The organism is Ruegeria sp. B11 (assembly GCF_056539785.1).
Map to the genome: position 1 here is coordinate 80,370 of NZ_JBQFVO010000001.1, position 26,692 is coordinate 107,061.

The window sequence follows — 26,692 nt, forward strand, 5'->3', positions numbered from 1 at the left end:
GCACCTTCGTGCAGCGCCTTTCCCTGAACCTGATTGTTCAGTCCCAGCAGTGCACCAGAACGGTCATTCCGTTGGCTCTGCGGCTCAGTTCGTTGGGTGAAATCTGGGCTGAGCCTTGCGCGGGCTGACCTGAGATGCCCGCCTTGGTCAGAACTTCGGTCAGACGTGCCACATTCGCCGCAAGGCTGACCGAGTCGGGCAGGGTACGCCCATCGGAAGGGGCAGGTAGCAACATGCCAACAACGCTGCCGCTATCGTCAAAAACAGGTCCTCCCGCGTCGCCGGGCTGGGCGGACAGTGCAAGGCGTTTGACGCCATCTTCTCCATTCAGGCCGCGGATATCAGCGATTTCGCCAAAGGTCAGAGTAGGGGCACCCAATGCGCCTTCGTAAGAAAAGCCCGAAACAGCGACCTGAGACTGAATACGCGGAACGCCCGCGCGGAACTCGGCAACACTGATCGGGGCTAGGGTCTTGCTAGGACGCAGCACAGCGACACCAAGGTCGGCATCCTGCCAAGCCAGCTGAACCTCTTGGTCACCGTCCAGCGTGATGCGGGTGCAGCTTTCAGCGGCCTCGGTGACCGTCAGAACCGTACCATCAGCGTCGGCGAAGAAGCCCGATCGCGATAGCCGCGGTTTGCGGATTTGCAGTCCTGACATCAAATCGATGCGCTGGTCAGCATCCGCTCCAGCACCGGCATCCAGTACGGCATCGGTCGTGGCAAAGCTTGCGCGCATCGCGGCCAGAACTCGGGCGCGGCGAGCCTCATCCCCGGCAGGCCAGACCAGCGTGAAACCTTTGATCTTGCCGTCTTTCAGAGCTGCTTGCGTGAACGAGGTCATGCCATTTCCGCGCCCTTCAATCGTGAAGCTGTTGCCGCGCAGGCTGCGCTCACCGTCCAGAGGAACGATTTCAAGCGACTGCATCACTTGATAGAGCGCCCGCAGGGTTGCGGCAGAGCCTTCCTGCGAGATCAGCAGCGCCTTGGCGTCCAGATCAGAAGTGGGGTTGAAATGGGCAAAGGGTGCCTCGTAACGGTCAAAGCCCAAGACGCCTATTGGCATGTCCAGTTCGATCCCGGCTTGCGGGTCGGAATAGCGTACCATCCCGACGCTGATCAGTGGAGCGTTGTAGTCATCCATCAGGGTTTTGCGCTGCAGCGTGGTCAGAACGCCAGTCGCGTCGAACCCGTTGGAACGTTGCCAATCGCCCATCGAGCGGCGGGTGCCCTGACCAAAGGCTCCGTCAATTGTTGAATTGTAGAACCCGGCTGCCTGCAACGCGGTTTGCAGGTCTCTGCGCTCTTGCGCGGTCAAAAGGCGTTCGCCTTGCAGAGCCTGCGAACGGGTTTCATCTGCGTCCTGCAGGGTAAGACCGGCCAAGGGCTGCTCTGGCTGCGGCTCGGGCTGGATCGGGGCGGTGACGACGCCGCGGTTCAGGATGTTGGCACCGATGGGCCAGAACTGTTGCCCCAGCGCGCTGGAGAAGGCGATGAAACTGTCCGATGGGATCTGACGCTCGGCCCTGTAAACGCGCAGCACCTGTTCGGCGTCGTCGCGTAAATAGGGCCCGATAACAATGGCATACCAGCCAGAATTCAGCCGAAACCCGTTCACATCGGGCAGCGCGTTCGCATAGACCTGCGCCCGTTCCTGCGCCTCGCGCAGCGACGGCTGCGCCTCGATCTGAACAAAGACGCCCGCATCTTGCTGGGCAAAAGCGGCGCGCAGGCCGAAGAGGATAAAGAATGTAATAACCGTAAATACGCGTGTCATTGTCTGCCCGTGTTCTGCAGTGTTTTCACTTTGGCGCAGATTACGCGGAATCGCGGTCCGATTGCCATGCCCGGAATACGGGGAATTCTGTGTGTGGCCGCTCAGCGACAGAGTGGCCGATTGGCCCGTTGACGCCCTTGGATGCCTTGCATAGGAAGGGCCGAACCCACCGGAACCGGGCGCTTGGGCGTCCAAGGGAATAGTCATGACCGAACCCAATAGCGCACCACGTTCATTTCAAGAGATTATCCTAAGGCTTCAGTCCTATTGGGCGTCGAAAGGTTGTGCGATCCTACAGCCCTATGACATGGAGGTCGGCGCAGGTACGTTCCATCCGGCAACCACGTTGCGCGCTTTGGGGTCCAAGGCTTGGTCAGCGGCCTACGTTCAGCCCTCGCGTCGCCCGACAGACGGACGTTATGGCGAAAACCCGAACCGGTTGCAGCATTACTATCAATACCAGGTGCTGATCAAACCCAGCCCGCCGGATCTGCAAGAGCTGTATCTGGGCAGCCTTGAGGCCATCGGCATCGACATGGATCTGCACGACATCCGCTTTGTCGAGGATGACTGGGAAAGCCCCACTCTGGGTGCGTGGGGTCTGGGATGGGAGGTCTGGTGTGACGGCATGGAAGTCAGCCAGTTCACCTATTTCCAGCAGGTCGGCGGCCATGACTGTGCGCCGGTTTCCGGTGAGCTGACCTATGGTCTGGAACGTCTGGCCATGTATGTGCTGGGCATCGACCATGTGATGGACATGCCCTTCAACGATCCTCAGTCGCCCAGCCCGCTGACCTATGGCGACATCTTCAAGCAGACCGAAGAGGAATACGCCCGCTGGAACTTCGATATTGCTAATACCGAGGTCCTGCTGCGCCATTTCGAAGAGGCTGAAACCGAATGCGCGACCATTCTGGCGCAGGAACATGACGACCCGAAGACGGGCAAGCGCATCATCATGGCGCATCCCGCATATGATCAGTGCATCAAGGCCAGCCACATCTTCAACTTGCTGGACGCCCGCGGGGTGATTTCGGTTACCGAAAGACAGGCCTATATCGGCCGCGTTCGCGCATTGGCCAAGCAATGCGCAGATGCGTTCGTGCAGACCGAGGCTGCCGGGTTCGAAGCTTGATGCAGCGCCTAGGCCAGTCCGGGCAACAACGCCTTCAGGCCGTCTGCGATCATGCTGATTGCGATAGCCGCAAGGATCATGCCCATGAAGCGGCTCATTATCACTCGGGCATTGTCCGACAGCCGCTTAGCCAACGCCGATGCGTTCCAGAACGTGATCAAAAGCAAGGCCACCACGAACAGAAATACACCTGCATAGACAACGGTTTCGACCGGGGTTTTGATGTGGTGCGCATAAAGGATCAGTGTTGTGATTGTTCCGGGGCCGACCAGAATGGGAAAAGCCAAGGGATAGAACGCAACGGTCTCGGGCGCGGGATAGGATTTCTTTTCTCCGTCGGTTCCGTGATGCGAGCTGCTCTCGTTCCCGTTCAGCATGTTCAGGCCGATCATCAGTACAACAAGGCCACCGGCGACGCGCAGGTCATCGACGCTGATGCCAAAGAGCCCAAGCGCTTGACTGCCGATCGCAGCGAAGGCGCCACCGAGGATCGTGCAATAAAGCGCAGTCTTCACAGCCACTTTGCGTTGATCCGAAACGGGCAGGTCTTGCGTAACACTCAGGAACACAGGCAAGTTGGTAATCGGATTCATGATTGCAAAAAGCGCGCCAAAGAATCCGACGGCAAGAGTGGTTTCCATGCGAGTAGCCTCGTTTCTGACCGTACTGCTTGGGAACCTGTCTTATTTTCTATGAACTTGAAAGAGGTGGCGTAAACGATGACTGGAAAATTGGTTGCGCTAATCCTTCTGATTTCTGGCGTTCTGGCCGGTGCTGGCATGTATTACCTGCAGGTTTATGGGTTCTATTATGAGGTAGAACCGCGCCCGGGCCAGGATGTGGTCCTGCTGGCGCAAGGGGCGGAAGCGCCCGAAGCCATCGCCTATACTGGGTTTAAGGCCATTGACGCCAACAGCTCTCCGATCCGGTATCGGGCCTGTTTCGAAACCGAGTTGAGGCCGGATCAAATGGTGGATTTTATCCCTGTCGAGAACCCCGAGCCATTGACCGCGCCAGGGTGGTTTGATTGCTACGACGCAGTTGCGCTGGCCGACGTATTGAAATCGGGTCAAGCACAGGCTTTCTTGGGCACCAAGAACATCCATTATGGTGTCGACCGGATCGTTACCATTACACAGGATGGCAAAGGCTACGTCTGGCATGCGCTGAACAATTGCGGTGAAAAAGCCTATGACGGCACGGTTGTGGGCGAGGAGTGCCCACCCAGGCCCGAGGGCTGATGCAGATGGTCGTTGAGATACCGGAGTTCCTGACAGCAACGCTGGGCTTTGCGGTCTATCTGCTGGGGGCAGAGATCAACGCCCGTGTCGCACAATTGCGCAGCTTCAACATCCCCGAGCCGGTAACCGGGGGCCTTCTGGCCTCGCTCGTGGTATTGGCGCTGTATCTTGGTTTCGGCATTGAGCTATCCTTTGGCTTGACCGCACGAGACTTTCTATTGGTTCTGTTCTTTGCCGGGATTGGTCTAAATGCCCGTCTGTCCGATTTGATCGCGGGCGGCAAGCCTTTGCTTTTGCTTCTGATTTTGACGCTTCTGACCATCGTTGCGCAAAACGTGATCGGCGCAGTGGGGGCCGCGATGTTCGGTTATCCGGCGCAAGCCGGGGTGCTGTTCGGGTCTGCTGCGCTGATCGGGGGGCACGGAACTGCGATCGCCTGGGCCCCCGAAGTTGCGGGCGCCACCGGTTTGAGTGGCGCAACCGAGTTGGGGGTGGCCGTGGCCACATTGGGTCTCGTGCTGGCCGCTTTGGTCGGGGGGCCGATTGCGCGGCTGCTGATCGAAGGACGCAAGCTCAGCCCCGAACGACCCGGGGAAGAGCATACGGTGGGTTTGCCCAATGAGGTCGACCAGAAATCCGAGATTGATCATCTGACAATCATGCGGGTGCTGCTGTACCTCAACCTCGCGATCATTTCAGGCGCGATCCTGAGCGAAGCAATCAGCGCCGCAGGGCTGAAACTGCCGTTGTTTGTGCCCTGCCTTATCATGGGGATCGTGATTGCCAATCTCCGCGCCATGTTCGCGCCGAATGCCAAGCCGGTCTCACGCACGCCCTCGCTGGCGCTGATCTCGGAATTCGCGCTTGGTGCATTTCTGGCGATGTCGCTGATGAGCCTGCAACTGTGGACCATTGCCGAACTGGGCCTTGCGATAGCAGTAATCATGACCGCCCAGACCCTCTTTGCCGTGGTGTTCGTGATCTGGGTTCTGTTTCCGTTGATGGGATCGAATTACCGCGCCGCCGTTCTGGCCGCCGGGTTCGGGGGGTTCGCTCTGGGTGCTACCCCCACAGCTATCGCAAATATGACCGCTGTAACCAAGCGATATGGCCCGTCGCCTATTGCCTTTATCGTACTGCCCCTTGTATCCGCATTCTTTGTGGACATCGCCAATGCCATCGTCATTCAGACGATTGTCAATTTCTAAGGACCGAAAATGCCCGACCTGCTGATCGAACTGTTTTCCGAGGAAATCCCCGCGCGCATGCAGACCCGCGCCGGTGAAGACCTGAAAAAGCGGATCACCGATGGTCTGGTCGAAGGCGGTCTGACCTATGCCTCTGCCGCTGCACTGACGACGCCGCGTCGCCTGACGCTGGCGGTTGAAGGCCTGCTGGCGGAAAGCCCGACAATCCGCGAAGAACGCAAAGGCCCAAAGGTCGGCGCGCCTGACAAAGCCATCGATGGCTTTCTACGCGGCGCGGGACTGACCCGAGACCATTTGGAAGAGCGCGACACGCCCAAAGGCGCAGTGTATTTCGCCACCATTGAAAAGGCGGGTCGTCCAGCAGCTGAAATCATCGCCGAGGTCTTAGAAGCTACCATTCGAAACTTCCCCTGGCCCAAATCCATGCGCTGGGGGGCTGGATCGATGCGGTGGGTACGGCCCTTGCACTCGATCCTGTGCATCCTGACCGATGAAGCAGGTGCGCAGGTCGTGCCGCTTGCGATCGAAGGGATCACGTCCGGTGATACGACTGAGGGCCATCGTTTTATGGCCCCGAACCGGTTTACGGTGACCTCGTTCGAGGATTATGCCGCCAAGCTGAAACGCGCCTTCGTGGTGCTGTCGCCCGAAGAACGTGCCGAACATATCTGGAACGATGCCCAGAACATGGCCTTCGCCGCAGGTCTGGAAGTCGTCGACGACAAGGGGCTGCTGGCCGAGGTTGCCGGTCTGGTTGAATGGCCCGTTGTGCTGATGGGGCAGATCGACGAGGAGTTTCTTGAGCTGCCGCCCGAGGTACTGCAGACCTCGATGAAAGAGCATCAGAAGTTCTTTTCTGTGAAGAACCCCAAGACGGGGCGGATCGAGCGCTTCATTACCGTCGCCAATCGCGAGACCGCCGATAACGGCGCGACCATTTTGGCGGGGAACCAGAAGGTTTTGTCTGCCCGTCTGGCCGATGCGAAATTCTTCTGGGAGAACGACCTGCGCGTTGCCAAGTCGGACATCGCCCAATGGACCCGTGCGTTGGAGAATGTGACTTTCCACAACAAGCTGGGCACTCAGGCGGAACGCATCGACCGCATTGCCGCGCTGGCCCGAGAACTGGCCCCTGTGGTCGGGGCGGATGCGGATCAGGCCGAGAAAGCCGCGCGTTTGGCCAAGGCTGATCTGAACTCCGAAATGGTCTATGAATTCCCTGAACTTCAAGGGCTTATGGGGCGGTATTACATCGAAGCGGCAGGCGAGGATGCCGCAGTGGCCGCCGTTGCGCAGGAACATTACTCGCCGTTGGGGCCGTCGGATGATGTTCCGACCGCACCGTTGTCAGTGACAGTGGCGCTAGCCGACAAGCTGGACACGCTGACCGGGTTCTGGGCGATCGATGAGAAACCCACGGGTTCGAAAGATCCGTTTGCTTTGCGTCGTGCGGCGTTAGGGGTAATTCGACTAATCGTGAATAATGATCTGCGTCTTCGGTTGGACCGTTTTTTCGATAGTCAACTGGTTCGATCAGAACGCGCTATCAATGAGGCTTTGCCCGAAGCGAATATCCGCGATCTCCTGGAAGAAATCGCAAAACATGGTGTCTTTGGTGCTTCATTCCAGACTGTCAAAGAAAAGCTTGAAGGATCGCCCGCAGCAGCATTTCTTGAGCTTGAGAAAAAGGTTCCTGACGCGTCTGACGATCTTCTTTCTTTCTTCCACGACCGCCTCAAAGTCTTCCTCCGAGACGAAGGCATCCGCCATGATGTCATCGACGCTTGTATCGCGATGGAGGGGAATGACGACCTCAACCTGCTGGTCAAACGCGCCCGCGCTCTGAATGCGGTGATTGCGACCGAGGATGGAGAGAACCTCGTGCAGGGGTTCAAGCGTGCGAACAACATCCTGTCTCAGGCGGAAGAGAAGGATGGAGTCGAATACTCTTACGGCGCGGATGTGAAGTTTGCTGAAACTGACAGCGAAAAGGCACTGTTTGCAGCGCTTGACGCGGCAGAGGCCAAGATCGATCCCGCGCTGAAGGCCGAGGATTTCCCGACAGCGATGGCGGCAATGGCCGAACTGCGCGGGCCGGTGGATGCGTTCTTTGAGGACGTGCAGGTCAATACCGATAATGACATTCTGCGCCGCAACCGTCTGAACCTGCTGAGCCAGATCCGTAAGGTCTGCTCTAGCGTTGCTGATCTGACGCGTATCGAGGGATAACGCCCTTGCGCCAAGGGCGCAGGGGCTTATGCTGCGGTGAAACCAAAAGGTGCCGCAGTGCAGAATAATCCGCATACCACGCTTATCACTTCAAAAGCGCCCGTTGCCGCCAATACCCATGGTGGCCGGGCGAAATGCCTGCAACGACTGGTCCGGCTGGACATGCCGGTGCCGCGGACCGTGGCCCTTTCTTTTGACGCGGTGCAGCGAATTGCCAAGGGTGACATTCCGGACATCGCGGCCATTCTGGAACAGTTCGACGCCGAGTCATTGCTATGTGTGCGGCCCAGTTCGGAAGACCCTGACTGGGGCGGACCGGGGGCGGTACTGAATATCGGCATGAATGATGCCCGCTATCTGGATCGGTCTGCGGAAATGGGGGCAGATGCAGCGGCGGCGCTTTATCTGCGGTTTGTGCAGAGCTATGCGCTCCATATTGCGCGTCTGGACCCAGATGTATTCGATACCATCGATGCGGATGGGCGCGAAGGGCTGAGCTTGTCCCTGCGGGCGTACGAAGACGAGACGGACGAGGCCTTCCCGCAGGATCGTGGAGAGCAGCTGATCGGTGTTTTGCGCTCGATGGCACGTGCCTGGGACGGCACCTCGGCTCGCCTGCTGAGGCAGGCCAAGGGTGCACCTGCGGATGCCGGTTTGGGTCTGGTGATTCAAGAGATGATCCCGGGCGTCGGGCAGGGCGAATGTGGTTCGGGCGTATTGCAACTGATCGATCCAGCGACGGGTATGCCCCAGATCACGGGTCGCTATCTGAGCCAGAGCCAGGGGCGCGATGCGCTGGGAGAAGGTGTCGCCGCGCTGTATCTGGAAAAGGATGAACGCGGTCAATCGCTGGAAGATGTGGCGCCCGAGGCTTTTGCCGATCTCAAGGCCCACGCAGCGTTAATGCGCGAAAAGCTGCGCGAAGAGATGCAGGTTGAGTTCGTGGTGCAGAACGGCAAGGTGCATATTCTGGACGGCGTGCGGGTTCCGCGTGGTTCACGGGCCGGGATGCGGATCGCGGTGCGCTTGGCCGAAGACGGGATCATTCCGCCGCAAGAGGCTGTGATGCGGATCGACCCGCATTCGCTGAACGAACTTCTGCACCGGCAGGTCCATCCTGAGGCCGAGCGTGATGTGCTGACCACAGCCATCGCGGCCAGCCCCGGTGCAGCGACCGGTCGAATTGTCTTTACGGCTGCCGAAGCGCAGGCCAGCGCCGCGCGGGGGGAGCCCTGTATTCTTGTGCGCCGTGAAACCTCGCCCGAAGATGTGCGCGGAATGCATGCCGCAGTAGCTGTTTTGACCGAAAAGGGCGGGATCACCAGCCATGCGGCGGTGATTGGCCGTGGTCTGGGTTTGCCGTGTATCGTCGGCGCGTCCGAGATGCGATTCCAGACCAAGAAAAAGCTGCTAAGCGCACCAGATGGGCGTGTGTTCAAGACAGGCGATATTCTGACCATCGATGGGACTTCGGGTCAGGTTCTGGCCGGACAACCCGAGATGCTTGAAGCGGCGCTGGATGATTGCTTTCAGACCCTGATGAGCTGGGCCGATGCCGAGAGGGACATCGCTATCCGCGCCAACGCCGATACACCCGCTGACGCGCAAACTGCGCGAAACTTCAAAGCAGAAGGGATCGGGTTGTGCCGAACGGAACACATGTTCTTCGATCCTGGCCGCCTGACCGTTATGCGCGAAATGATCTTTGCGCAGACCCCGTCTGGACGTGCCGCTGTGCTGGAACGGTTGCTGCCGATGCAACGGCAGGATTTTGTGCAGTTGTTCCGGATTATGGAGGGGCAGCCGGTCTGCATCCGCCTGTTCGATCCGCCCTTGCACGAGTTTCTGCCCACTACGCGCACTGGTCAGCGCGAGCTGGCTGAGGCGCTGGATTTGCCGATCTCTGATGTCGAACGTCGGGTCGAGGCGATGAGCGAGTACAATCCGATGCTGGGATTGCGCGGGGTTCGTCTGGGTGTCACCGTTCCGGAAATCTACGACATGCAGGCGCGCGCGATCTTCGAGGCGACGGTTGAGGCCAGCAAAGAAGGTGCCCCTGTCGTGCCCGAGGTCATGATCCCGCTGGTCTCGGCCAAGCGCGAGGTTGAACTGGTCAAAACACGCATCGATACTGTAGCGGCAGAGGTTGCCTCGGAGCAGGGGCAGGAGTTCGACTATCGATTGGGAGTGATGGTGGAAACGCCTCGGGCCTGTCTGCGCGCGAATGAGATTGCGCCGCATTCCGCTTTCCTAAGCTTTGGAACAAACGACCTGACCCAGATGACCTACGGATTGTCGCGCGATGACGCGGGGCGGTTCATGTCGGCATATGTCCGCCAAGGCGTGTTTGGCGAAGATCCATTTCACGTTCTGGATGCAGATGGGGTAGGTGAATTGCTGAAGCTGGGGGCCGAGCGCGGGCGCCAAGCCCAACCAGACGTTACGCTTTCTGTCTGTGGCGAACATGGTGGTAACCCCGAATCAATCGCTATCTGCCGGTCACTTGGATTCGACTATGTGTCCTGTTCCCCTTTCCGGGTTCCTGTCGCTCGGCTGTCTGCCGCTCAACTGGCGATTTCGTCCAAACTTGGGGGTTGACTAACTGTCTCCTACCTAGAAATAGTGGCGTAAGAAACGTTCCGCTGTCGATAATAATTGGCGGCGTGAGCGGTTTTTCTCTTGCATTTTTTTCAGAACTGGACGTCTCGCTTCGTCTGGGGTATTAGCCTCGTCGCGCCCGCCGGGGGAGGGTATGGCGCGTTTGTGCCTGTGCGAGGTTATCTGATGAGACGCTACATAGTGGCTGTTGCCGTGGGGGCCGCAGCCTTGCTACCGAGTTTGTCCTTTGCCGATAGGCAAGGCGATACAAAATCTGTTGAGTTGGTCACACGTAACGAGTTGCCAGCACAAAGCTTCCGCGATTACCTGAAACTGTTTAAGCCGCGTAAGGCGCCGGAAAAAGTCGAAATCTCCTACACCAAAGCCTGGCTGGACCAGCAGCCAAAGGCGACCGGAGATGAAAATTTCCGTTGTCTTGCCGAAGCGCTGTATTTCGAGGCCCGCGGTGAAAGCGTGCGTGGCCAATTTGCTGTGGCCGAAGTTATCCTGAACCGTGTTGAAAGCGGTCGCTTTCCGGATTCACTGTGCGGTGTGATAAAGCAAGGAACGGGCAAGAAATATCAGTGCCAGTTCACCTACACCTGTGACGGGCAGAAAGAGATTATCAACGAAAAACGCGCTTATGATCGCGTTTCGAAAGTCGCCCGTGCCGCAATCGATGGTGTAGCTGAAGAGATGACCGCAGGTGCCACGCACTACCACACCAAGGCAGTGCGCCCGTCCTGGTCCCGCGTCTATAAAGAAACGGCGCGTATTGGCGTGCATATCTTCTACAAGCACAATTATCGCACGGCCAGCAACTGATTGACGCACCAGCGCTGGAAGGGTGCTGGCAACAGGCGTTTTACCAACTATGTTGCGAGCCAGGAGGCTCGCAATGACCATATCACGCCGACAGTTTCTGCAATCGACCCTGGCCTTGTCGATGATACCACGCGTGGCGATGGCATCTGCCACCGAACTGGTGGCACAGACTTCCCTCCAGCAGATCGCGCCCCAGGGATACCCGGAAACTCCGGTCTGGAGTTATGGCGGCGGTGTTCCGGGCGCGGAAATCCGTGTTCCGCAGGGGGCTCGGGTACGCCGCAAGCTTGTAAACATGCTGCCGCAACCAACGACCGTTCACTGGCATGGCATCCGGATCGACAATGCGATGGATGGAGTGCCCGGCCTGACGCAGGAAGTTGTGCAGCCAGATTCCAACTTTGAATATGATTTCGTGGTGCCGGATGCGGGAACCTATTGGTATCATGCGCACAACCAATCGATGGAGCAGGTCGCGCGTGGGCTTTATGGCCCTTTGATCGTCGAAGAAGCCAGCGGACCCGATGTTGATCAGGACCTGACCTTAATGCTGGACGATTGGCGCCTTGACACCGAGAGCGCAAAGATATCCAGCGATTTCGACAATGCTCATGATTTGAGCCATGCGGGTCGGCTGGGCAACATTGTAACGGTGAACGGAGAGTTTGACCCTTCTTATCCGGTGCAGGCGTCTGAACGATTGCGATTGCGGGTGATCAATGCCGCGAATGCCCGGGTATTCGACGTAGCGCTCGACGGGCTTGCTGGCTGGATTGTTGCGCTTGACGGTATGCCGCTTGAGGTTCCATTGCGAGTTGAGAGCAGTTTTCCTTTGGCGCCTGCGCAGCGGGTTGACTTGATCGTTGATGTCTCAGCGGAATCCGGCCAGACGGCAAGTATTGTGAGTGTAGAACGGGATGGCGCTTACGGACTCGTCAAATTTGATGTGTTCGGAGTAGCATCGCGTATTGCTGATGCAAAAGTTAGACCGTTGCCAGCAAACCGAATGCCCGAAATTGAACTGCAGAATACACCTCTGCATCGTATGACGATGCAGGGGGGTGCAATGCGCTGGCTGGAGAGCGCCAAATTGGGCGATTCCGAGCTGTCGGGGCGCGAGTTGGCTCAGCTTGGACGATTCTGGGCTTTGAACGGATATGCAGAGCGGCCAGATGATCCGTTTCTGGATGCGCGATTGGGATCAGTTCATCGGATTGAATTCGCAAATGACACGGCGTTTCCACATGCGATGCATCTGCATGGACACCATTTTCGCATTATCCTGCAGGAAGGTACACTAGGGCCGTGGCGCGACACTGTTCTAGTCGAGCGAGGGCAGGTGCGGCAGGTAGCGTTGGTAGCTGACAATCCGGGCAACTGGCTGTTGCATTGTCACATGCTAGGCCATGCGGCATCGGGTATGATGAGCTGGTTCCGGGTCACGTAACGCCGCATTCCGTAGCTGGAAAGGCGTTTGCTGCGATGCTATACGCCCGCGAAACGCCTAAAGTGGGCTGATCATCAGTCCACCGAGCCCGAAAAGGTCCGCCGCATGAGCTCTGAAATCCGTCTTGCCTTTGCGCACCCGTCCGAACGGTCCGAGGCTACCGCCGCGCGCGGTGCGCTGGACCGCATTTCGCTGCGCGATCACATCGTTGAGGTCGAGATCGGTGCGTTTCAGGCCGAACGCGGTACCACGCAACGGATCTGCTTTAACATCGTGGTCGAGGTGCGTCCGCTGACAGACCCCATCGATGATGACGTGGATCGTATTCTGTCTTACGACCGTGTAACCGAAGCGATTGCGTTCGAGCTGGCTGCTGAGCGACTAAATTTGCTCGAGACACTGGCAGATCGCGTGGCGGAGCGCATTCTGCTTGAACCTCAGGCTGTAAGAGCCTTTGTTCGCATTGAAAAACTGGATCGTGGGCCCGGCGCGCTTGGCGTCGAGATCGTGCGCGGCAAGGATGCGGTACATCATGATGTGACCGAAGAAGAGCGGCCACATCCACGGTTGGTCTTTCTGTCGAATGCAGCGATTTCATCAGGTAATCTCACCGGCTGGATCGACCAACTTGAGAATCGCCAGCGCCCGCTGATCCTGTGTGTTGGGGCGTCTGATCTGGATGTGCCGCAGACGGGTCACGCAATGACCCAACGCCGGATAGATTTGTTGGCAATTGAACAGAACGCCTGGGTTCTGGCTGCGCGCGATCACCGTTGCGTGGTCGTTTCAACGCGGACCGAGTTGGATTGGGCGATGAAAAACGGCCAGATTTGTGTTTGGGCACCCTCCAAAATTGTTCTGGATGCGGTCGATGGCCCCTCAGCCGCGCCGTCTGACGCGGTGGCGCTGGCTGCTTGGTTCGCTGCAACCTTTGAAGCCAGCGAGATGCTGGTTATTGGCGGAGACCTGCCCGAAGCCCCCAAAACGCCATTGCGCGCAGTTCCGGTGGAGCAGGCGCAACTGTGACCGTCTATTACCGCCCATTGGTCCAGCATGGGAGCACGCGCGTCGACGGGGCGGTGCCACTGGCAGGGCAGGTGCTGTGGTTCTCACAGGCCGAGCGGATTGAGCGCGGGCAAAGCACCCAGATCGTCGATGCCGTTGAAATCCCAAAGGAACAGCTGGATCGTCTGACCTGCGCGCGTCCAGCGATTGCCGGACTTGATATGGCACGAACGCAGATCATGGGCATTCTGAATGCCACGCCGGATAGCTTCTCGGATGGGGGGCTGCATAACTCGGTCGAGGCCGCTCGGACCGCTGCCGCCGACATGGTAGCGCATGGTGCAAGTATTCTGGACATTGGCGGCGAATCCACGCGCCCGGGCGCTGATTTTGTGCCTGAAGACGAAGAGATTGCCCGCACACACCCTTTGATTGAGGCAATTCGGGGCGAGACGGATGTGTTGATCTCGATCGATACTCGCAAGGCCGGTGTTGCCAAGGCAGCGCATCAGGCGGGTGCGGGACTGATCAACGATGTGTCAGGATTTACCTTCGATCCTAAACTTGCACCATTTTGCGCGCAGATTGAGGCTCCGGTTTGTGTGATGCATATGCAGGGTGATCCGACCACGATGCAGGATGACCCGCACTATGACAATGTTCTGCTGGATGTTTACGATTTCCTTGAGGGGCAAATCGCCCATCTTGAAGGACTGGGGCTCAGCCGCGATTTGATTGTCATCGATCCGGGCATCGGGTTTGGCAAGAATCTGGACCACAACCTGACCCTTCTGCGCAATCTCAGCCTGTTTCACGGGCTGGGCTGTCCAATCCTTTTGGGCGTTTCGCGCAAGGGATTTATTGGTCAGATCGGCAAAGAGCCGCGCAAGGATGCCCGCGCGCCGGGGTCAATCGCGGTAGCTCTGGCGGGAATATCACAGGGCGTGCAGATTGTACGGGTACATGACGTGGCCGAGACGGCTCAGGCCTTGCGTCTATGGGCCGCCGTCCGGTAATCCGGGCAAAAGGAATTTTCAGGAGACCGACTTATGCGCAAGCTGTTTGGAACCGACGGGGTGCGGGGCACCGCCAACACGCACCCTATGACGGCGGAAATGGCTTTGCGGATTGGCGCGGCTGTGGGGCGTTATTTCCGCCGCGATGCCTCAGGCGTACATCGCGTTGTCATTGGCAAGGATACGCGGCTGTCGGGCTATATGCTGGAAAATGCGCTGACGGCAGGTTTGACCTCGACCGGTATGAACGTGCTTCTGCTGGGGCCGGTGCCGACTCCTGCGGTAGGGTTGATGACGCGCTCGATGCGCGCGGATCTGGGCGTGATGATCTCGGCTAGCCACAATCCGGCGATCGACAATGGAATTAAATTCTTTGGGCCGGACGGGTTCAAGCTGTCCGATCAGGCCGAGATTGAGATCGAGCGGCTGATCGAAGAAGGCGTAAGCCCCGCACAGGCGCAGAATATTGGTCGTGCGCGTCGGGTCGACGATGCGCGGTTCCGTTATGGCGAGCGTGTGAAATCATCGCTGCCGCGCAATCTGCGCTTGGATGGGCTGAAGGTTGTGATCGACTGCGCCAACGGTGCCGCGCACCGTACTGCGCCGGAAGTTCTTTGGGAGTTGGGAGCAGATGTGATCCCGGTCGGCATCGCGCCGAACGGCAAGAACATCAACCTCGGATGTGGCTCAACCCAGCCTCGTGTTGCGGCCGAAACCGTGGTTTCACACGGCGCCGATGTAGGTATCTGTCTGGATGGGGATGCCGACCGCGTCGTTGTGATCGACGAAACTGGCGCTGTCGCCGATGGGGATCAGTTGATGGCTCTGTTGGCGACCGCGTGGTCCCGCGCGGATCAGTTGAAAGGCGGCGCCTTGGTGGCCACTGTGATGTCGAACCTCGGGTTGGAGCGGCACCTGGCCGGGCAGGGGCTGCGTCTGGAGCGGACTGCCGTTGGCGACCGCTATGTGGTTGAACGGATGCGCGAGGGTGGTTTCAATCTTGGTGGCGAACAGTCAGGTCACATCGTGATGAGCGATTATGCCACAACCGGCGACGGTCTGATGGCGGGGCTGCATTTTCTGGCAGAGATGGTGCAATCCGGCAAGAAAGCCTCGGACCTATCGCGCCAGTTTGAGACGGTGCCGCAATTGCTGAAGAATGTGCGCTTTAGCGCGGGGCAGGCCCCGCTGGAAGCGGCCAGCGTCAAAAGCGCGATTTCCGAGGCTGAGGCGCGTCTGAACGGGCAGGGGCGTTTGCTGATCCGCAAATCGGGCACGGAACCTCTGATCCGGGTGATGGCGGAATGCGAGGATGCCACACTGCTGACCCAAGTGGTCGATGGGATCGTATCCGAGGTTGAGGCGGCGACGGGTTAACGCCCCAGTAGCATTTTCTGCAGAGTGAACCACTGGCTGATTGCCAGCCCGGTTAGGATCATGGCAAGCGCGATATAGAACCGTAGCGGCAGGGCTTCGGATAGAATCCAGGCCCCGAACACCATCGACCAAACGGGCACCTGATAGTTCACCAGCGTCAGAAAGACGGACCCGGCGCTGCGGGTGATGGATACTCGCAGCAGGGTGGCGAAGGCCGTGGGGACAAGGCCCAGAACGATCAGGGCCAGACTGGGGCGCGTTCCCTGCCACGAGGGAAGCCCCTCGGTTAGCAGCATGATAGGTATCAATAGTACTGCGCCAACCAGCAGCGTCAGGGCTGCCAGAGCCATCGGTTCAATCGGAGGGCAGCGGCGGGTCAGGATCGACGAACTGGCGTAGCACAAGGCTGCCGTGACGCAGGCCATTTGCGCCAGTGGCTGCGTACCCTGACCCAATTGCGCCAGACCGGGCCCGATCAACACAAGCGCGCCAGAGAAGCCAAGGCAAACGCCGACCAGACGCCGTAGGTTCATAGGCTCATCCGAAAAGAAATGTGCCAGCGGCAGAACCATCAGCGGAATCGCCGCCATCGACAGACCTGCAAAGGCCGAAGGGACAAATTGTTGCCCCCAGCTTAACAGCATGAAAGGAACCGCCGTCGACAGAATGCCGATGAAGAAAATCGAACTCAGCAGGGCGGGTGTCAAACTCGGAATACGCCGTCCGGTGAGGCGCATCAGCACCAGCAGCATAACGGCACCCAATGTGGTGCGCGACGTCGCCACGGTGACCGGTCCATAGCCTTCCAGCGCCATGGCAACCACCATGAACGTCCCGCCCCAGATGAGGCCCAGCGTGAAAACACCGCTCCAATCCTGTTTTGTCGGTTGTTGAACCATTCCATCCACTTATCCCGCGAATCTGACGGTGTCACGCGCTGATATTGACATTAGGTAAGTTTCAACTTACCGTAAGTTATGACTTACAAAGAAGTGCTTTCGGCTTTAGGGGATTCGACCCGTCGTCAGGTTTTTGAGGCGGTGGCCAAGCGCCCCAGGGCGGTTGGTGATCTGGCTGCGGATTTGCCCGTAAGCCGCCCGGCGGTCTCGCAACATTTAAAGGTCTTGTCCGATGCCGGACTTGTCGTTTGCAGGGCTGAGGGAACGCGCCGCATCTATGCCGCCCGACCCGAGGGGCTGGCCGACCTGCGCGCCTGGCTCGAGCAATACTGGTCGGACGTGTTGGAGAGTTTCGCCGCCGAGGTAAACGAAGGACGAGATGCATGATCGAACCAATCATCAAGACCATCGTTGTAAACGCAGCGCCCGAGCACGCCTTTGATGTTTTTGTAAATCGCATTGCCAAATGGTGGCCATTGGATGGGCACGCTGTCTCAGCGGCGCAAGGCAAGCCTGCGCTGGCAGTTGTGATCGAACCTCATGTCGGCGGTGCGGTTTATGAAACCATGTTCGATGGCACCCGCGCTGATTGGGGCAAGGTGTTGATCTTCGAACAGGGGGCTCGCCTGGCCTTCAGCTGGCACCCCGGCACCAACACTGACCGCCCCACGCGGGTTGAGGTCCGGTTCGCAGCCCACGGAGCCGGGCATACCACGGTCACTCTGACCCATTCGGGCTGGGAAGTCTGGGCATCTGAGGCGTCGGACAAACGCACCGGTTACGACAGTGGCTGGGATTATGTTCTGGGCGAATGCTACGCAAATGCTGTCACCAAATGAAAAGGGCGGCCACCGGGGCCGCCCTTTCGCTGACATTTGTCAGACTTAGTTCTTTTCTTTGTCGACCATTTTACCAGCCGAGATCCAGGGCATCATGGCGCGCAGTTTTGCACCGGTTTCCTCGATCATGTGCTCATCGTTCGCACGGCGCGACGCTTTGATGGTCGGTTGGCCTACAGCGTTCTCCAGCATGAAGTCACGGACGAATTTACCCTGCTGGATGTCGTTCAGAACCTCTTTCATACGCGCTTTGGTCTCGTCGTATTTCAAAATACGCGGGCCGGTGACGTACTGGCCATATTCAGCCGTGTTCGAGATCGAATAATCCATGTTGGCGATGCCGCCTTCATAGATCAGGTCAACGATCAGCTTCACTTCGTGCAGACACTCGAAATATGCCATCTCGGGCGCGTAGCCGGCCTCAACCAGCGTTTCAAAGCCGCAGCGGATCAGTTCAACCAGACCGCCGCACAGAACAGCCTGCTCACCGAACAGGTCGGTTTCGCATTCCTCGCGGAAGTTGGTTTCGATGATGCCCGAACGGCCGCCACCGATGGCCGAGCAGTATGACAGGCCGATTTCCAGCGCTTTGCCGGTCGCGTCGTTGTCGACCGCGACGAGGCAAGGAACGCCGCCGCCTTTGGTGTATTCGCCGCGCACGGTGTGGCCGGGGCCTTTGGGGGCCATCATGATAACGTCCACGCCTTCTTTCGGCTCGATCAGGCCAAAATGGACATTCAGGCCGTGGGCGAACGCGATGGCAGCGCCCGGCTTGATGTTGTCGTGGACGTATTTCTTGTACGTCTCAGCCTGCAGTTCGTCAGGCATGGTGAACATAATAACGTCGCACCAGGCTGCGGCTTCGGCGATGCCCATCACCTGCAGGCCTTCCGCTTCGGCTTTCTTGGCCGAGGGGGAGCCTTCGCGCAGGGCGATGACCAGGTTCTTGGCGCCCGAGTCGCGCAGGTTCAGCGCGTGGGCGTGGCCTTGCGAGCCGTAGCCCAGAATCGCCACTTTTTTGTCTTTGATCAGGTTGATGTCGCAATCGCGATCGTAATAGACGCGCATTTCGCCGGTCCTTTCAGTTTCGATTGATGTGCTTCTATCTTGCGTGATTGCTATTGGCGATAGGGTTTGGATTGAGTATTTGACAAATAGATGAAGAATAATTCTTCTATTGAAGGAAATGTGAAAAAATCATGCTTGATGATGTTGATCGACGTATACTGCGCCACTTCCAGGCCGAGCCAAGCCTGACAACGGCAGAATTGGCTGAGCGATGCCGCATCAATTCGGGCGTCTGCTGGCGCCGGATCGAAAAAATGCAGGCGGCAGGAGTGATCGAGGGGCAGGAAGCCGTTATCGACTGGGCCGCCTTGGGCTATGCGGTCGAGGTCTCTTTGCGAATGACGCTGGACAAGACGCAGGCACGGGCGTTCGACGAATTCACGGCGGCGGCGCGGAACGTGGCCGAGGTGATCGAGATCCAGACCTTCCTTGGTCGGGTGGATGTGCGCCTATCGGTGTTGGCGCGAGATATGGCGCATTATCAACAGGTCTATCGCGATCGCATTCTGACCCTACCGCATATCGCCGATATCGAAGCCCTTATGCATATCGCCCGAGTCAAACGGGATGAGGTGTTGCCGGTATGATCGAACTGGATGAGATCGACCGCAGAATTCTGCGCGCGCTGGTGCAGGACGCGACCCAAAGCGCGGGGGCTCTGGGGCGCCGCTTTGGCTTATCGCAGCCTGCGACCTGGCGGCGTATTCGTCGACTGGAAGAAGCAGGCGTGATCAAGGGGCGGCGGCTGCGTCTGAATGCCGAGGCCCTGGGTTTTGGAGTGACCGTCTTTCTCGGCGTGAAACTTGCGCGAAAAGGGCAGGTCAGCCTTGAAGATTTTGAACGTGCCGTCAGCGCCATTCCCGAGGTGCAGACGGTTGAGCATGTGCTGGGTCTTTATGATTATCGCTTGCGCGTCGTGGCGCGGGATCTGGCAGACTTCGAACGGGTTCTGCGCCGGAGGGTGATGACCTTACCAGGGGCCGGAGAGGTCGAAGCCAATGTACTGCTGAGCGAGGAACGCCTGCCCGGGCCGATCGGTTAGTATTTAGTGCGGATGCGGAACCCCGGATGATGGGTCATGCGGGCGAAAGTCATCGGTTGCCCGTCCTTCCACGTGGTCCGTTCCAGCTGAATCATCGAAGTGCCAGTGGTTGTGCCCATGAAATCAGCTAGACGATTGTCCGCCGAGATCGCGCAAAAGGCGATTTCAGCTTCGGTGAACGGGGCAGCATTCAACAACCATTCGTGTGGGCCACTTTTGTTGAGGTCGGCTTGCTCGACCTCGGGTACGGCTTCGATATTGATCCAGCGTTCTTCAAGCTGGAAGGGGCGGTTGTCTGCATAGTGCATGCAGATCACGTGCAGAACGCGCGCGTCCGGTTCGACATTCAGTTGCGAGGTCAACCAGCCGGGGCTGTAGACCACGTTCCGTTCCACCAGAGCATAGCGATAGGCTGAGTTTTGGTTCTCAACCGCTTGTCTCGCAAGTGAAATTTCAAGCTTGGCTTGTTTGCGTGGTTCTTTCTTGACCCGCGTTCCGCTTTTGCGCTTGCGCTCGACAAAGCCCTGTTCGGCGAGCTCCCTCAGCGCCCGGTTCACCGTGGCGCGGGCACAATTGAACTCTTCCGCTAATTGGGTTTCGGTGGGTAAAAGCGAGCCCTGAGGCCATATGCGGGATTCAATCCGCCGCTTTACCTCGTCTCGAACGACTTGAAAACTAATCCGCTTTTGCGCAGTCACGAGTAAAATTATCCGTTCTTGTTCAAAGTGTGTGTATCTGTTCAGAAACACGCTAGGGTGTAAAGGGGACCTGACTCTGGTTGGCGTCATTTCTGCTAATTGTGGCATGTAAAAACTCAAAATGAAATTTTTGGCTGTGGGTTACTTTGGGTCAACTTCAGGCCGCGTTTGACGCTTTACCGAGCGCGCAAGACAAGGCAGAACAAAAAGGACCCAATAGAAAGGATGCGTCATGCCGGCACTACTGAATACTGTTGACCCGGGCGGGCTGGAGGAGTTCTCGGTGGTTTTTACCGACCGTTCTCTGAACCATATGTCTGCAAGTTTTCAGCAAGTCATGCGCGATATTTCGGCAATGCTGCGTGAAGTTTACAATGCTGAAGGCGTTGCGGTCATTCCCGGCGGAGGCACCTATGGGATGGAAGCCGTCGCGCGACAGTTTGCGCGGGATGCTGATGTGCTTGTCGTACGCAATGGGTGGTTTTCATATCGGTGGAGTCAGATCATCGAGTCAGGTGATCTGACATCGTCGACCACCGTTCTCAAAGCGCGCGAAACCGGCAATTCCAGCCCGTCACCTTTTGCTCCGGCCCCGATTGATGAAGTTGTGGCGACAATCCATGAGAAACGACCGGGTATTGTCTTCGCGCCGCATGTTGAGACCTCGGCCGGAGTGATTCTGCCTGATGATTATGTGACAGCGATGGCCGCTGCTGCGCATGAGGTGGGGGCGTTGATGGTGCTGGACTGCATCGCCTCGGGCTGTGCCTGGGTCGATATGAAGGCCACCGGAGTGGATGTGCTGATCTCGGCTCCGCAGAAGGGGTGGAGCGCAACGCCATGCGCCGGTCTTGTCATGCTATCCGAACGCGCCGAGGCACGACTGGCCGAGACCTCATCCGATAGCTTCGCGATAGATTTGAAGAAGTGGCGCCAGATCATGCAGGTCTACGAGAATGGCGGTCATGCCTATCACGCCACCATGCCAACGGATTCTCTGCTTTCCTTCCGCGACACAATGGCCGAGACGCGCGCGTACGGCTTCGAACAGCTGCGCGCGGCGCAATGGGCGCTGGGTGATGGTGTCCGGGCCTATCTTAGGGACAAGGGCGTCATGTCGGTTGCTGCCGAAGGTTTCGGCGCGCCGGGTGTGGTGGTCAGCTATACAGCAGACCCCGAAGTGCAGAACGGCAAGAAGTTCGCGGCCCTGGGCATGCAGATCGCAGCGGGCGTGCCGCTGCAATGTGACGAACCCGAAGGGTTCAGCACCTTCCGTCTTGGCCTGTTTGGCTTGGACAAGCTGTATGATGTTGACGACACGATTGCGCGCCTGAAAAGGGTTCTGGATCAGGTGCTGTAATAGCGTGGCGGGCAGAAGCCCGCCCTGCGGTTCAGCGGACGCCGAGGCCCATTTGCATGAGCGTCTTGCGCACGGGTGGTAGGGAATAGAGCGCATTCAGCCCCATCGCTCGTGCGTCGCGCAGCGGACGCGCTTCGATCATCGAGGCGCGGTTCAGCAGGTCGATGCCCTTGACGCGCAGTTCAATCTCGGTATGGCGGGCCTTGTGATAGGAATCCAACATCTGCGCATCGCCTAAGCCCTCGGGCCGGGCTTGCGTCAATTCCAGCAAGCAGCGCAGATCGCCCAACGACATGTTCAGCCCCTGCGCACCAATAGGTGGCACAACATGCGCGGCCTCGGCCATCAGCGCGATGCGTTCGCACGACAACCGTTCCGCCGACTGGCTGATGATCGGCCAGATCGTCCGGCGTGAGGCCAATTTCAGCGGTCCGAACAGCCCGCAAGAGCGTTCGGTCATCGCGGCTTCGAACGCGTCGGATTCAAGGTTTAGCAGTTCAACGGCACGTGGCCCACGTTCCATCCAGACAATGGCCGAGGACGGCTGGCCTTGCCAGTCGGGCAGGGGCACCAAAGTGAACGGCCCGCCCGAGCGGTGAATCTCGGTCGAGACATTGTCGTGCGGGATAGGATGTGTGACGGCGAAGGCGAGGGCCTTTTGGCCGTAGCGCGTGGTATGAACATTGATCCCGGCAGCTTCGCGCATTGGTGAACTGCGCCCGTCGGCGGCGATTACCAGTTTGCAGCGGATGCGGGTGCCGTCGCTCAGGCCGACCCGTGCCTCATTGGTGCGGGTGAACAGGCTGACCGTACCGGTGCCGGGGCGGAAATCGACATTCGGCAGTTCGGCTAGTCGCGCTACCATCTCGCGGCGCAGCAACCAGTTGGGCAGGTTCCATCCGAATGGCTGGTCCGAGATATCGGCGGCGTTGAAATCACGCACGACGCGCGGTTCGGGCACATCACCACCCGCATCCACGATGCGCATGATCTGCAGGGGCGCGGCGTGGGCATCCAGCTTGGCCCAAAGCCCGCATTGTTCCAACAGACCATGGGCAGGCTGCAAAAAAGCGGTGGTACGCAGATCCGATCCGTCCACGTCCCGCTCGGTGATCGGAGGGGTGGGATCGACGCAGACTACGTCGAACCCGGCAGCGCCAAAGGCGGCGGCGGCGGTCAATCCGGCGATTCCGCCGCCGGAAATCAGGATGTCACAGCTGTCAGTCATGAGTATGTCTCCGTTGCCGCAGACACTAGTGCTGTTGCGCGGAGGGCGCCAAGTGACATCCTGTCTCGTGCTTTATCCCCGAGAGATCAAAATCAGGACAAGGAACATCGTCGGCACCAGCATCAGGGCGGGAATGTAAAGACCCGGCAGGCCGAACAGAAGGATGGAACAGCCCCACATGCTGACCAGCGCCGCGGCTGTATAATAAAGGTCTTCAGCGTCGGCATTGGCCGCGTCCCGGGCCATCCAGCCAAACACGGGAATTGCAAACAAAAGGCGCTGCCAAAGAGGCAGGCGCTGAGGCATCTCAAGCGCGGTCATTGGGGTCTCCGATTCTGTTCGTCGCTGAGCTGCATATGGGGTCAATTCTGCAACTGCGAAACGAACAGATCGTCGCAGTGTGACAGCCTATCGCAGGCGACCCAGAAACCCGGTCAGATCATCGGTGTGATGGTGAATATGGTCAGCCTCGTGCGGGTCAGGCGCGACGTGCACGGTACGCATCCCCATCTCGTGCGGGGCGGCCAGATTGCGTGGATCATCTTCGAACATGGCGGCTTTCGCGGTATCGATTCCATCCTGCGCAAAGATCGCCTCGAACGCGGCTTTTTGCGGCTTGGGGCGATAGCCTGCGTGTTCTACGCCATAGATCGCGTCGAACAGCCCATTCAGACCGCGTGCCGCCAGAACGCGCTCGGCATAAGGTGCAGATCCATTGGTATAGACAATGCGTCGCCCGGGCAAAGCGCGGATATGTTCCGCCAGCGCAACATCGGGTTCCATATGGCTCATGTCCACCTGATGCACGGCGTACAGATAGGGATCGGGGTCCAGATCGTGCTCTGCCATCAGGCCCGCGAGTGTCGTGCCGTATTCGCGCCAGTAATGTGAACGCAACCGGTCGGCCTCGGGGCGGTCGACGCCGATAGCTTGCACGACGTAATCCGTCATCAGCACTTCGATCTGATCGAACAGGCGCATATGCGGCGGGTAAAGCGTGTTGTCTAGATCGAACACCCATTGGGTGACATGGGAAAAGGCAGGTTTGACCATGCTTTGGGTTTAGGGCGATGGGCTGCGGTTTTCAATGCCGCACTTGATCGGGGGGGCGTGTGGCGGCTAGACAGGTCCGAACGAGGAGACAATTCAGCCGATGCCCCAATCCAAACAGTCCAATACGGACGCCTATAGCCTTATTCTCGAAGCGATAGACGTCGGTGTCTACAAGCCTGGTGATCGGCTGGTGGAAAGCGAACTGGCCGAGCGGTTTGGCGTTTCGCGCACTCCGATCCGCGAGGCGCTGCAGCGGCTGGAAACGCAGTCGTTGCTGGAACGGGACGGGCGGTCGTTGATCGTGGCCTCATTGGACCACAACCAGATGGCCGAGCTTTATGTTGTCCGGCGTGAATTGGAAGGGCTGGCCGCACGTCTGGCCGCAAAACACGCAACCGAAGAGGAAATTCGGGTCCTTCAGGAAATGGTGGTGGCCGACAATGAGTTGATCGGAGATCCTGTTGCGCTGTCGCGGGCCAACCGGAGATTTCACGAACAGATTCACCTGGCTTCGCATAACCGCTATCTGGTGCAGCAGCTTGATCTGGTGCATCGGACCATGGCCTTGATGGCGACCACATCGCTGGCCGCAGAAGGGCGTGGCGAGATTGCGCAGAGCGAGCACAAAGGCATCGTGGACGCGATTGCGGCGCGAGACGAGGACGCGGCGGCCAAGGCGTTGCAGGATCACATTTCGGTCGCTTTCATGACGCGGCTGAAACAGGATGCGATCCGGCGCGAGAAATAGCGGCCTCACGTTCCTCGACCGCATGGCCGTGCTGGGTCTTGTCCCAGAAGAACGGATTGACCGCCAGTTCCCACAGGCCTTTGTAGGCCGCCAACACGCCCAGCGGATAGTAAAGCACCATGGTCGGCACCCAGGGTAGCAGGAACCTGCGTTTGCCTGCGATGACACCGCAGATACCCACCAATAGGTTGGCGGCTTCGGCGACGAGAAACAGAACCACGCAGGCAGTCAATAAACCGGGTGTCAGGATTGGTTGATACAGGTGGGGCAGCCCGAAAAAGATGGGCCAGAACGCCCACAAAAGCGGGGCCAGAAGGAATTGGCCCAGTGTTCCCAGAAAAAAGGCCTGTAAGCCCAAAAAGCGCAGCAACCCCAGATCGCGCAGCAATTGGCGTGGTGCGCGCATATGCACCAGATAGGTTACCATGAACCCCTTCAGCCAACGCGAACGCTGCTTGACCCATGGCCAGGCGCGAAAGTTCGCCTCTTCATAGGTCGTGGTGCTGACGATCTCGGTCCGATATCCGGCACGGCTTAGGCGGACACCCAGATCGGCATCTTCGGTGACATTATGGGCATCCCAACCGCCCAGTTCGACCAGCTTGTCGCGGCGAAAAAAGAAGGTTGTGCCGCCCAGCGGAACGACCAGACCAATTCGCGCGATGCCTTTCAGGACGACGCGAAACCAGCCGCTGTATTCGATGCTAAAACAGCGCGACCGCCAATTGGTGCGCGGATTGTAGTAGTCTAGAATACCTTGAAGGCACACCACCTCCTTTGGGGCGTTCGCGAAATGGCGGACAACGGTTTCAATCTGATCGGATTGCGGCGCGTCTTCGGCATCCCAAACGCCCAAAATCTCTCCACGGCAGAAATCCAGCGCATAGTTCATCGCACGGGGCTTGGTGGTCAGGTCACCCCGATCCGGCACAACAATGGCGCGCATCCAGGTTGGCAGTTCTATTTGCCTGAGCGCCTCATTGGTTACGTCATCCCGCTCTTCCAGCACCAAAATGACATCCAGCAACGCTTTGGGATAGGTCAGGCGGCGCAGCCGGGCGATCAGGTCATCGGCAATCTCGCGTTCCTTATATAGCGGCACAAGGATCGAGACGCGGGGTAGGCGAAGTGACTCAGAGGTCTTTGTTGTTGGCTCAGATTTTTCTCGCCATAGATAAGCAATGAGCCCCGAGAGCCTGAGAGACAAGAACAGTCCTAGGGTCAGCAGTGCAAAGCCCAAAAGAAGGCCGAGGCCAACTATCGGGAAACAAACACAGAGTGCCGCGAACAGGATAAATCCAATGATCGGCCCACGGCGCGTCTGGGCCGACCAATTCCTGCAGCTTTGCCGCGCCTCAACGCGAGTTTCTGCAGCTTGTGCCAGCGGTTGAGCATATTGACGGGCGATGGCGGCATCGATCTGCTCGGGTCCTGCCAGAACCGGGATGATCGTGTAACCGTGGCCCTTCAATGCGTCTGCCACTGCGTCGAATGTATCTGGCCTGGCTGTAGCGATCAGCAGGATTGGCCCCACACGCATCCAGGGCAGTACATTGTGCTCCAACCAAAACTCGACCGGTTCGAGCAAACAGAGGTCTGCGGCAGGTGGTACCTGCGCAAGATCGGCGATCTGAAGGCCGGTTTGGTCAGACAGCGCCGAGAGAACCTGCGCACGGCTGGCCCATCCTTCACTGACCAGTATTTCCCCCAATGGCGCGTTCTGGAATACTTGCATCCGCAGGGCGCGCGCCAACTGGTCGGGTGTGATGATGCCTTGTTCGACGAGACATGTGCCGAGCGGTTTGCGCGAATGCGGCCCGGGCACAGGCTGCGCCAGTGTCTGACGCTGGAGATTCAATTCGACCATAACGAAACCCTGCCGCATGTAACATCCGGCAG

25 protein-coding genes are annotated in these 26,692 nt (G+C 58.5%); 16 read left to right on the plus strand and 9 right to left on the minus strand.

Going from position 1 to position 26,692, the window contains the following annotated elements:
* Positions 1-37 precede the first annotated feature (37 nt).
* Positions 38-1,777 (minus strand): serine protease, encoded by a 1,740-nt coding sequence (locus ACR0I1_RS00460; RefSeq protein WP_480704490.1) that lies wholly within the window; start codon positions 1,775-1,777, stop codon positions 38-40.
* 205 nt (positions 1,778-1,982) lie between these two features.
* On the opposite strand from ACR0I1_RS00460, the gene ACR0I1_RS00465 reads away from it, so the two are divergent.
* On the plus strand, positions 1,983-2,912 hold the full coding sequence (locus tag ACR0I1_RS00465) for a glycine--tRNA ligase subunit alpha (RefSeq protein ID WP_170511026.1): 930 nt from the start codon (positions 1,983-1,985) through the stop codon (positions 2,910-2,912).
* Between the two features lie 8 nt (positions 2,913-2,920).
* Here the strand turns inward: ACR0I1_RS00465 and ACR0I1_RS00470 are convergent, their stop codons facing one another.
* Positions 2,921-3,553 (minus strand): MarC family protein, encoded by a 633-nt coding sequence (locus tag ACR0I1_RS00470; protein ID WP_223118220.1) that lies wholly within the window; start codon positions 3,551-3,553, stop codon positions 2,921-2,923.
* 78 nt (positions 3,554-3,631) lie between these two features.
* Between ACR0I1_RS00470 and ACR0I1_RS00475 the strand changes: the two genes are divergently transcribed.
* The 9 genes from ACR0I1_RS00475 (at position 3,632) to glmM (ending at position 15,858) form a co-directional block, all read left to right on the plus strand.
* Positions 3,632-4,153 carry a DUF6446 family protein gene (locus tag ACR0I1_RS00475; protein ID WP_480704492.1) on the plus strand — a complete coding sequence of 174 codons (522 nt, stop codon included), beginning with the start codon at positions 3,632-3,634 and terminating at the stop codon, positions 4,151-4,153.
* A complete protein-coding gene (gltS, locus tag ACR0I1_RS00480; protein WP_480705720.1) occupies positions 4,153-5,361 on the plus strand; it encodes a sodium/glutamate symporter in 1,209 nt (402 codons plus the stop codon). The genes ACR0I1_RS00475 and gltS overlap by 1 nt, the downstream gene beginning before the upstream one ends.
* A 9-nt stretch (positions 5,362-5,370) precedes the next feature.
* Positions 5,371-7,590 (plus strand): glycine--tRNA ligase subunit beta, encoded by a 2,220-nt coding sequence (gene glyS / locus ACR0I1_RS00485; protein WP_480704494.1) that lies wholly within the window; start codon positions 5,371-5,373, stop codon positions 7,588-7,590.
* A 36-nt stretch (positions 7,591-7,626) separates the two neighbouring features.
* Complete coding sequence (locus ACR0I1_RS00490) at positions 7,627-10,188, plus strand: putative PEP-binding protein (RefSeq protein ID WP_480704496.1); 2,562 nt, start codon at positions 7,627-7,629, stop codon at positions 10,186-10,188.
* Positions 10,189-10,374: 186 nt separating this feature from the next.
* Positions 10,375-11,013, plus strand: a complete 639-nt coding sequence (locus ACR0I1_RS00495; RefSeq protein ID WP_170393504.1) for a cell wall hydrolase — start codon at positions 10,375-10,377, stop codon at positions 11,011-11,013.
* Between the two features lie 73 nt (positions 11,014-11,086).
* A complete protein-coding gene (locus ACR0I1_RS00500) occupies positions 11,087-12,460 on the plus strand; it encodes a multicopper oxidase family protein (protein WP_480704498.1) in 1,374 nt (457 codons plus the stop codon).
* Between the two features lie 105 nt (positions 12,461-12,565).
* A complete protein-coding gene (locus tag ACR0I1_RS00505; protein WP_170393501.1) occupies positions 12,566-13,486 on the plus strand; it encodes a dihydroneopterin aldolase in 921 nt (306 codons plus the stop codon).
* Positions 13,483-14,481 (plus strand): dihydropteroate synthase, encoded by a 999-nt coding sequence (gene folP / locus ACR0I1_RS00510; RefSeq protein WP_480704500.1) that lies wholly within the window; start codon positions 13,483-13,485, stop codon positions 14,479-14,481. Before ACR0I1_RS00505 ends, folP begins: the two co-directional genes overlap by 4 nt.
* Before the next feature lie 33 nt (positions 14,482-14,514).
* Positions 14,515-15,858, plus strand: a complete 1,344-nt coding sequence (gene glmM, locus ACR0I1_RS00515; RefSeq protein WP_480704502.1) for a phosphoglucosamine mutase — start codon at positions 14,515-14,517, stop codon at positions 15,856-15,858.
* On the opposite strand, the gene ACR0I1_RS00520 is transcribed toward glmM, so the two are convergent.
* A complete protein-coding gene (locus tag ACR0I1_RS00520) occupies positions 15,855-16,757 on the minus strand; it encodes a DMT family transporter (RefSeq protein ID WP_170405007.1) in 903 nt (300 codons plus the stop codon). The genes glmM and ACR0I1_RS00520 overlap by 4 nt on opposite strands.
* Before the next feature lie 78 nt (positions 16,758-16,835).
* On the opposite strand from ACR0I1_RS00520, the gene ACR0I1_RS00525 reads away from it, so the two are divergent.
* Both ACR0I1_RS00525 and ACR0I1_RS00530 read left to right on the plus strand, forming a co-directional pair.
* Positions 16,836-17,144 carry an ArsR/SmtB family transcription factor gene (locus ACR0I1_RS00525; RefSeq protein WP_480704504.1) on the plus strand — a complete coding sequence of 103 codons (309 nt, stop codon included), beginning with the start codon at positions 16,836-16,838 and terminating at the stop codon, positions 17,142-17,144.
* Entirely contained in the window at positions 17,141-17,596 is a 456-nt protein-coding gene (locus ACR0I1_RS00530; RefSeq protein WP_480569191.1) for an SRPBCC family protein, read from the plus strand. Before ACR0I1_RS00525 ends, ACR0I1_RS00530 begins: the two co-directional genes overlap by 4 nt.
* A gap of 45 nt (positions 17,597-17,641) precedes the next feature.
* On the opposite strand, the gene ilvC is transcribed toward ACR0I1_RS00530, so the two are convergent.
* Positions 17,642-18,664 carry a ketol-acid reductoisomerase gene (ilvC, locus tag ACR0I1_RS00535; RefSeq protein ID WP_170393489.1) on the minus strand — a complete coding sequence of 341 codons (1,023 nt, stop codon included), beginning with the start codon at positions 18,662-18,664 and terminating at the stop codon, positions 17,642-17,644.
* Positions 18,665-18,795: 131 nt separating this feature from the next.
* Here ilvC and ACR0I1_RS00540 point away from each other — a divergent pair, with 131 nt between their 5' ends.
* Positions 18,796-19,251 carry an Lrp/AsnC family transcriptional regulator gene (locus tag ACR0I1_RS00540; protein ID WP_480704507.1) on the plus strand — a complete coding sequence of 152 codons (456 nt, stop codon included), beginning with the start codon at positions 18,796-18,798 and terminating at the stop codon, positions 19,249-19,251.
* Positions 19,248-19,706 carry an Lrp/AsnC family transcriptional regulator gene (locus ACR0I1_RS00545; RefSeq protein WP_170393485.1) on the plus strand — a complete coding sequence of 153 codons (459 nt, stop codon included), beginning with the start codon at positions 19,248-19,250 and terminating at the stop codon, positions 19,704-19,706. Before ACR0I1_RS00540 ends, ACR0I1_RS00545 begins: the two co-directional genes overlap by 4 nt.
* Here ACR0I1_RS00545 and ACR0I1_RS00550 read toward each other — a convergent pair.
* Positions 19,703-20,404 (minus strand): GntR family transcriptional regulator, encoded by a 702-nt coding sequence (locus ACR0I1_RS00550; protein WP_170393483.1) that lies wholly within the window; start codon positions 20,402-20,404, stop codon positions 19,703-19,705. The genes ACR0I1_RS00545 and ACR0I1_RS00550 overlap by 4 nt on opposite strands.
* Before the next feature lie 232 nt (positions 20,405-20,636).
* Here ACR0I1_RS00550 and ACR0I1_RS00555 point away from each other — a divergent pair, with 232 nt between their 5' ends.
* Positions 20,637-21,764 carry an aminotransferase class V-fold PLP-dependent enzyme gene (locus ACR0I1_RS00555; protein ID WP_480704510.1) on the plus strand — a complete coding sequence of 376 codons (1,128 nt, stop codon included), beginning with the start codon at positions 20,637-20,639 and terminating at the stop codon, positions 21,762-21,764.
* A gap of 31 nt (positions 21,765-21,795) precedes the next feature.
* Here ACR0I1_RS00555 and ACR0I1_RS00560 read toward each other — a convergent pair whose 3' ends face one another.
* From ACR0I1_RS00560 to ACR0I1_RS00570, 3 genes are all read right to left on the minus strand, one after another.
* A complete protein-coding gene (locus ACR0I1_RS00560; RefSeq protein WP_480704512.1) occupies positions 21,796-22,992 on the minus strand; it encodes a UbiH/UbiF family hydroxylase in 1,197 nt (398 codons plus the stop codon).
* Positions 22,993-23,064: 72 nt separating this feature from the next.
* Complete coding sequence (locus ACR0I1_RS00565) at positions 23,065-23,313, minus strand: hypothetical protein (protein WP_480704514.1); 249 nt, start codon at positions 23,311-23,313, stop codon at positions 23,065-23,067.
* Positions 23,314-23,400: 87 nt separating this feature from the next.
* Positions 23,401-24,045: a pyrimidine 5'-nucleotidase gene (locus tag ACR0I1_RS00570; RefSeq protein WP_170635565.1), complete on the minus strand. Its 645-nt coding sequence runs from the start codon at positions 24,043-24,045 to the stop codon at positions 23,401-23,403.
* Positions 24,046-24,145: 100 nt separating this feature from the next.
* Between ACR0I1_RS00570 and ACR0I1_RS00575 the strand changes: the two genes are divergently transcribed.
* Positions 24,146-24,793 carry a GntR family transcriptional regulator gene (locus ACR0I1_RS00575; RefSeq protein ID WP_170662202.1) on the plus strand — a complete coding sequence of 216 codons (648 nt, stop codon included), beginning with the start codon at positions 24,146-24,148 and terminating at the stop codon, positions 24,791-24,793.
* Here the strand turns inward: ACR0I1_RS00575 and ACR0I1_RS00580 are convergent.
* A complete protein-coding gene (locus ACR0I1_RS00580; protein ID WP_480704516.1) occupies positions 24,750-26,678 on the minus strand; it encodes a glycosyltransferase family 2 protein in 1,929 nt (642 codons plus the stop codon). The two genes, ACR0I1_RS00575 and ACR0I1_RS00580, sit on opposite strands and share 44 nt — an antisense overlap.
* Positions 26,679-26,692 lie beyond the last annotated feature (14 nt).

What these genes read in the sequence shown, in the direction of transcription:
- ACR0I1_RS00575 (WP_170662202.1), top strand. Translation starts at nt 24,146, where the DNA reads ATGCCCCAATCCAAACAGTCCAATACGGACGCCTATAGCCTTATTCTC.
- gltS (WP_480705720.1), top strand. Translation starts at nt 4,153, where the DNA reads ATGCAGATGGTCGTTGAGATACCGGAGTTCCTGACAGCAACGCTGGGC.
- ACR0I1_RS00465 (WP_170511026.1), top strand. Translation starts at nt 1,983, where the DNA reads ATGACCGAACCCAATAGCGCACCACGTTCATTTCAAGAGATTATCCTA.
- ACR0I1_RS00525 (WP_480704504.1), top strand. Translation starts at nt 16,836, where the DNA reads ATGACTTACAAAGAAGTGCTTTCGGCTTTAGGGGATTCGACCCGTCGT.
- glmM (WP_480704502.1), top strand. Translation starts at nt 14,515, where the DNA reads ATGCGCAAGCTGTTTGGAACCGACGGGGTGCGGGGCACCGCCAACACG.
- ACR0I1_RS00495 (WP_170393504.1), top strand. Translation starts at nt 10,375, where the DNA reads ATGAGACGCTACATAGTGGCTGTTGCCGTGGGGGCCGCAGCCTTGCTA.
- ACR0I1_RS00580 (WP_480704516.1), bottom strand. Translation starts at nt 26,678, where the DNA reads ATGCGGCAGGGTTTCGTTATGGTCGAATTGAATCTCCAGCGTCAGACA.
- ACR0I1_RS00470 (WP_223118220.1), bottom strand. Translation starts at nt 3,553, where the DNA reads ATGGAAACCACTCTTGCCGTCGGATTCTTTGGCGCGCTTTTTGCAATC.
- ACR0I1_RS00505 (WP_170393501.1), top strand. Translation starts at nt 12,566, where the DNA reads ATGAGCTCTGAAATCCGTCTTGCCTTTGCGCACCCGTCCGAACGGTCC.
- ACR0I1_RS00540 (WP_480704507.1), top strand. Translation starts at nt 18,796, where the DNA reads ATGCTTGATGATGTTGATCGACGTATACTGCGCCACTTCCAGGCCGAG.
- ACR0I1_RS00475 (WP_480704492.1), top strand. Translation starts at nt 3,632, where the DNA reads ATGACTGGAAAATTGGTTGCGCTAATCCTTCTGATTTCTGGCGTTCTG.
- ACR0I1_RS00565 (WP_480704514.1), bottom strand. Translation starts at nt 23,313, where the DNA reads ATGACCGCGCTTGAGATGCCTCAGCGCCTGCCTCTTTGGCAGCGCCTT.
- ACR0I1_RS00520 (WP_170405007.1), bottom strand. Translation starts at nt 16,757, where the DNA reads ATGGTTCAACAACCGACAAAACAGGATTGGAGCGGTGTTTTCACGCTG.
- ACR0I1_RS00500 (WP_480704498.1), top strand. Translation starts at nt 11,087, where the DNA reads ATGACCATATCACGCCGACAGTTTCTGCAATCGACCCTGGCCTTGTCG.
- ilvC (WP_170393489.1), bottom strand. Translation starts at nt 18,664, where the DNA reads ATGCGCGTCTATTACGATCGCGATTGCGACATCAACCTGATCAAAGAC.
- glyS (WP_480704494.1), top strand. Translation starts at nt 5,371, where the DNA reads ATGCCCGACCTGCTGATCGAACTGTTTTCCGAGGAAATCCCCGCGCGC.
- ACR0I1_RS00545 (WP_170393485.1), top strand. Translation starts at nt 19,248, where the DNA reads ATGATCGAACTGGATGAGATCGACCGCAGAATTCTGCGCGCGCTGGTG.
- ACR0I1_RS00560 (WP_480704512.1), bottom strand. Translation starts at nt 22,992, where the DNA reads ATGACTGACAGCTGTGACATCCTGATTTCCGGCGGCGGAATCGCCGGA.
- ACR0I1_RS00530 (WP_480569191.1), top strand. Translation starts at nt 17,141, where the DNA reads ATGATCGAACCAATCATCAAGACCATCGTTGTAAACGCAGCGCCCGAG.
- ACR0I1_RS00555 (WP_480704510.1), top strand. Translation starts at nt 20,637, where the DNA reads ATGCCGGCACTACTGAATACTGTTGACCCGGGCGGGCTGGAGGAGTTC.
- ACR0I1_RS00570 (WP_170635565.1), bottom strand. Translation starts at nt 24,045, where the DNA reads ATGGTCAAACCTGCCTTTTCCCATGTCACCCAATGGGTGTTCGATCTA.
- ACR0I1_RS00460 (WP_480704490.1), bottom strand. Translation starts at nt 1,777, where the DNA reads ATGACACGCGTATTTACGGTTATTACATTCTTTATCCTCTTCGGCCTG.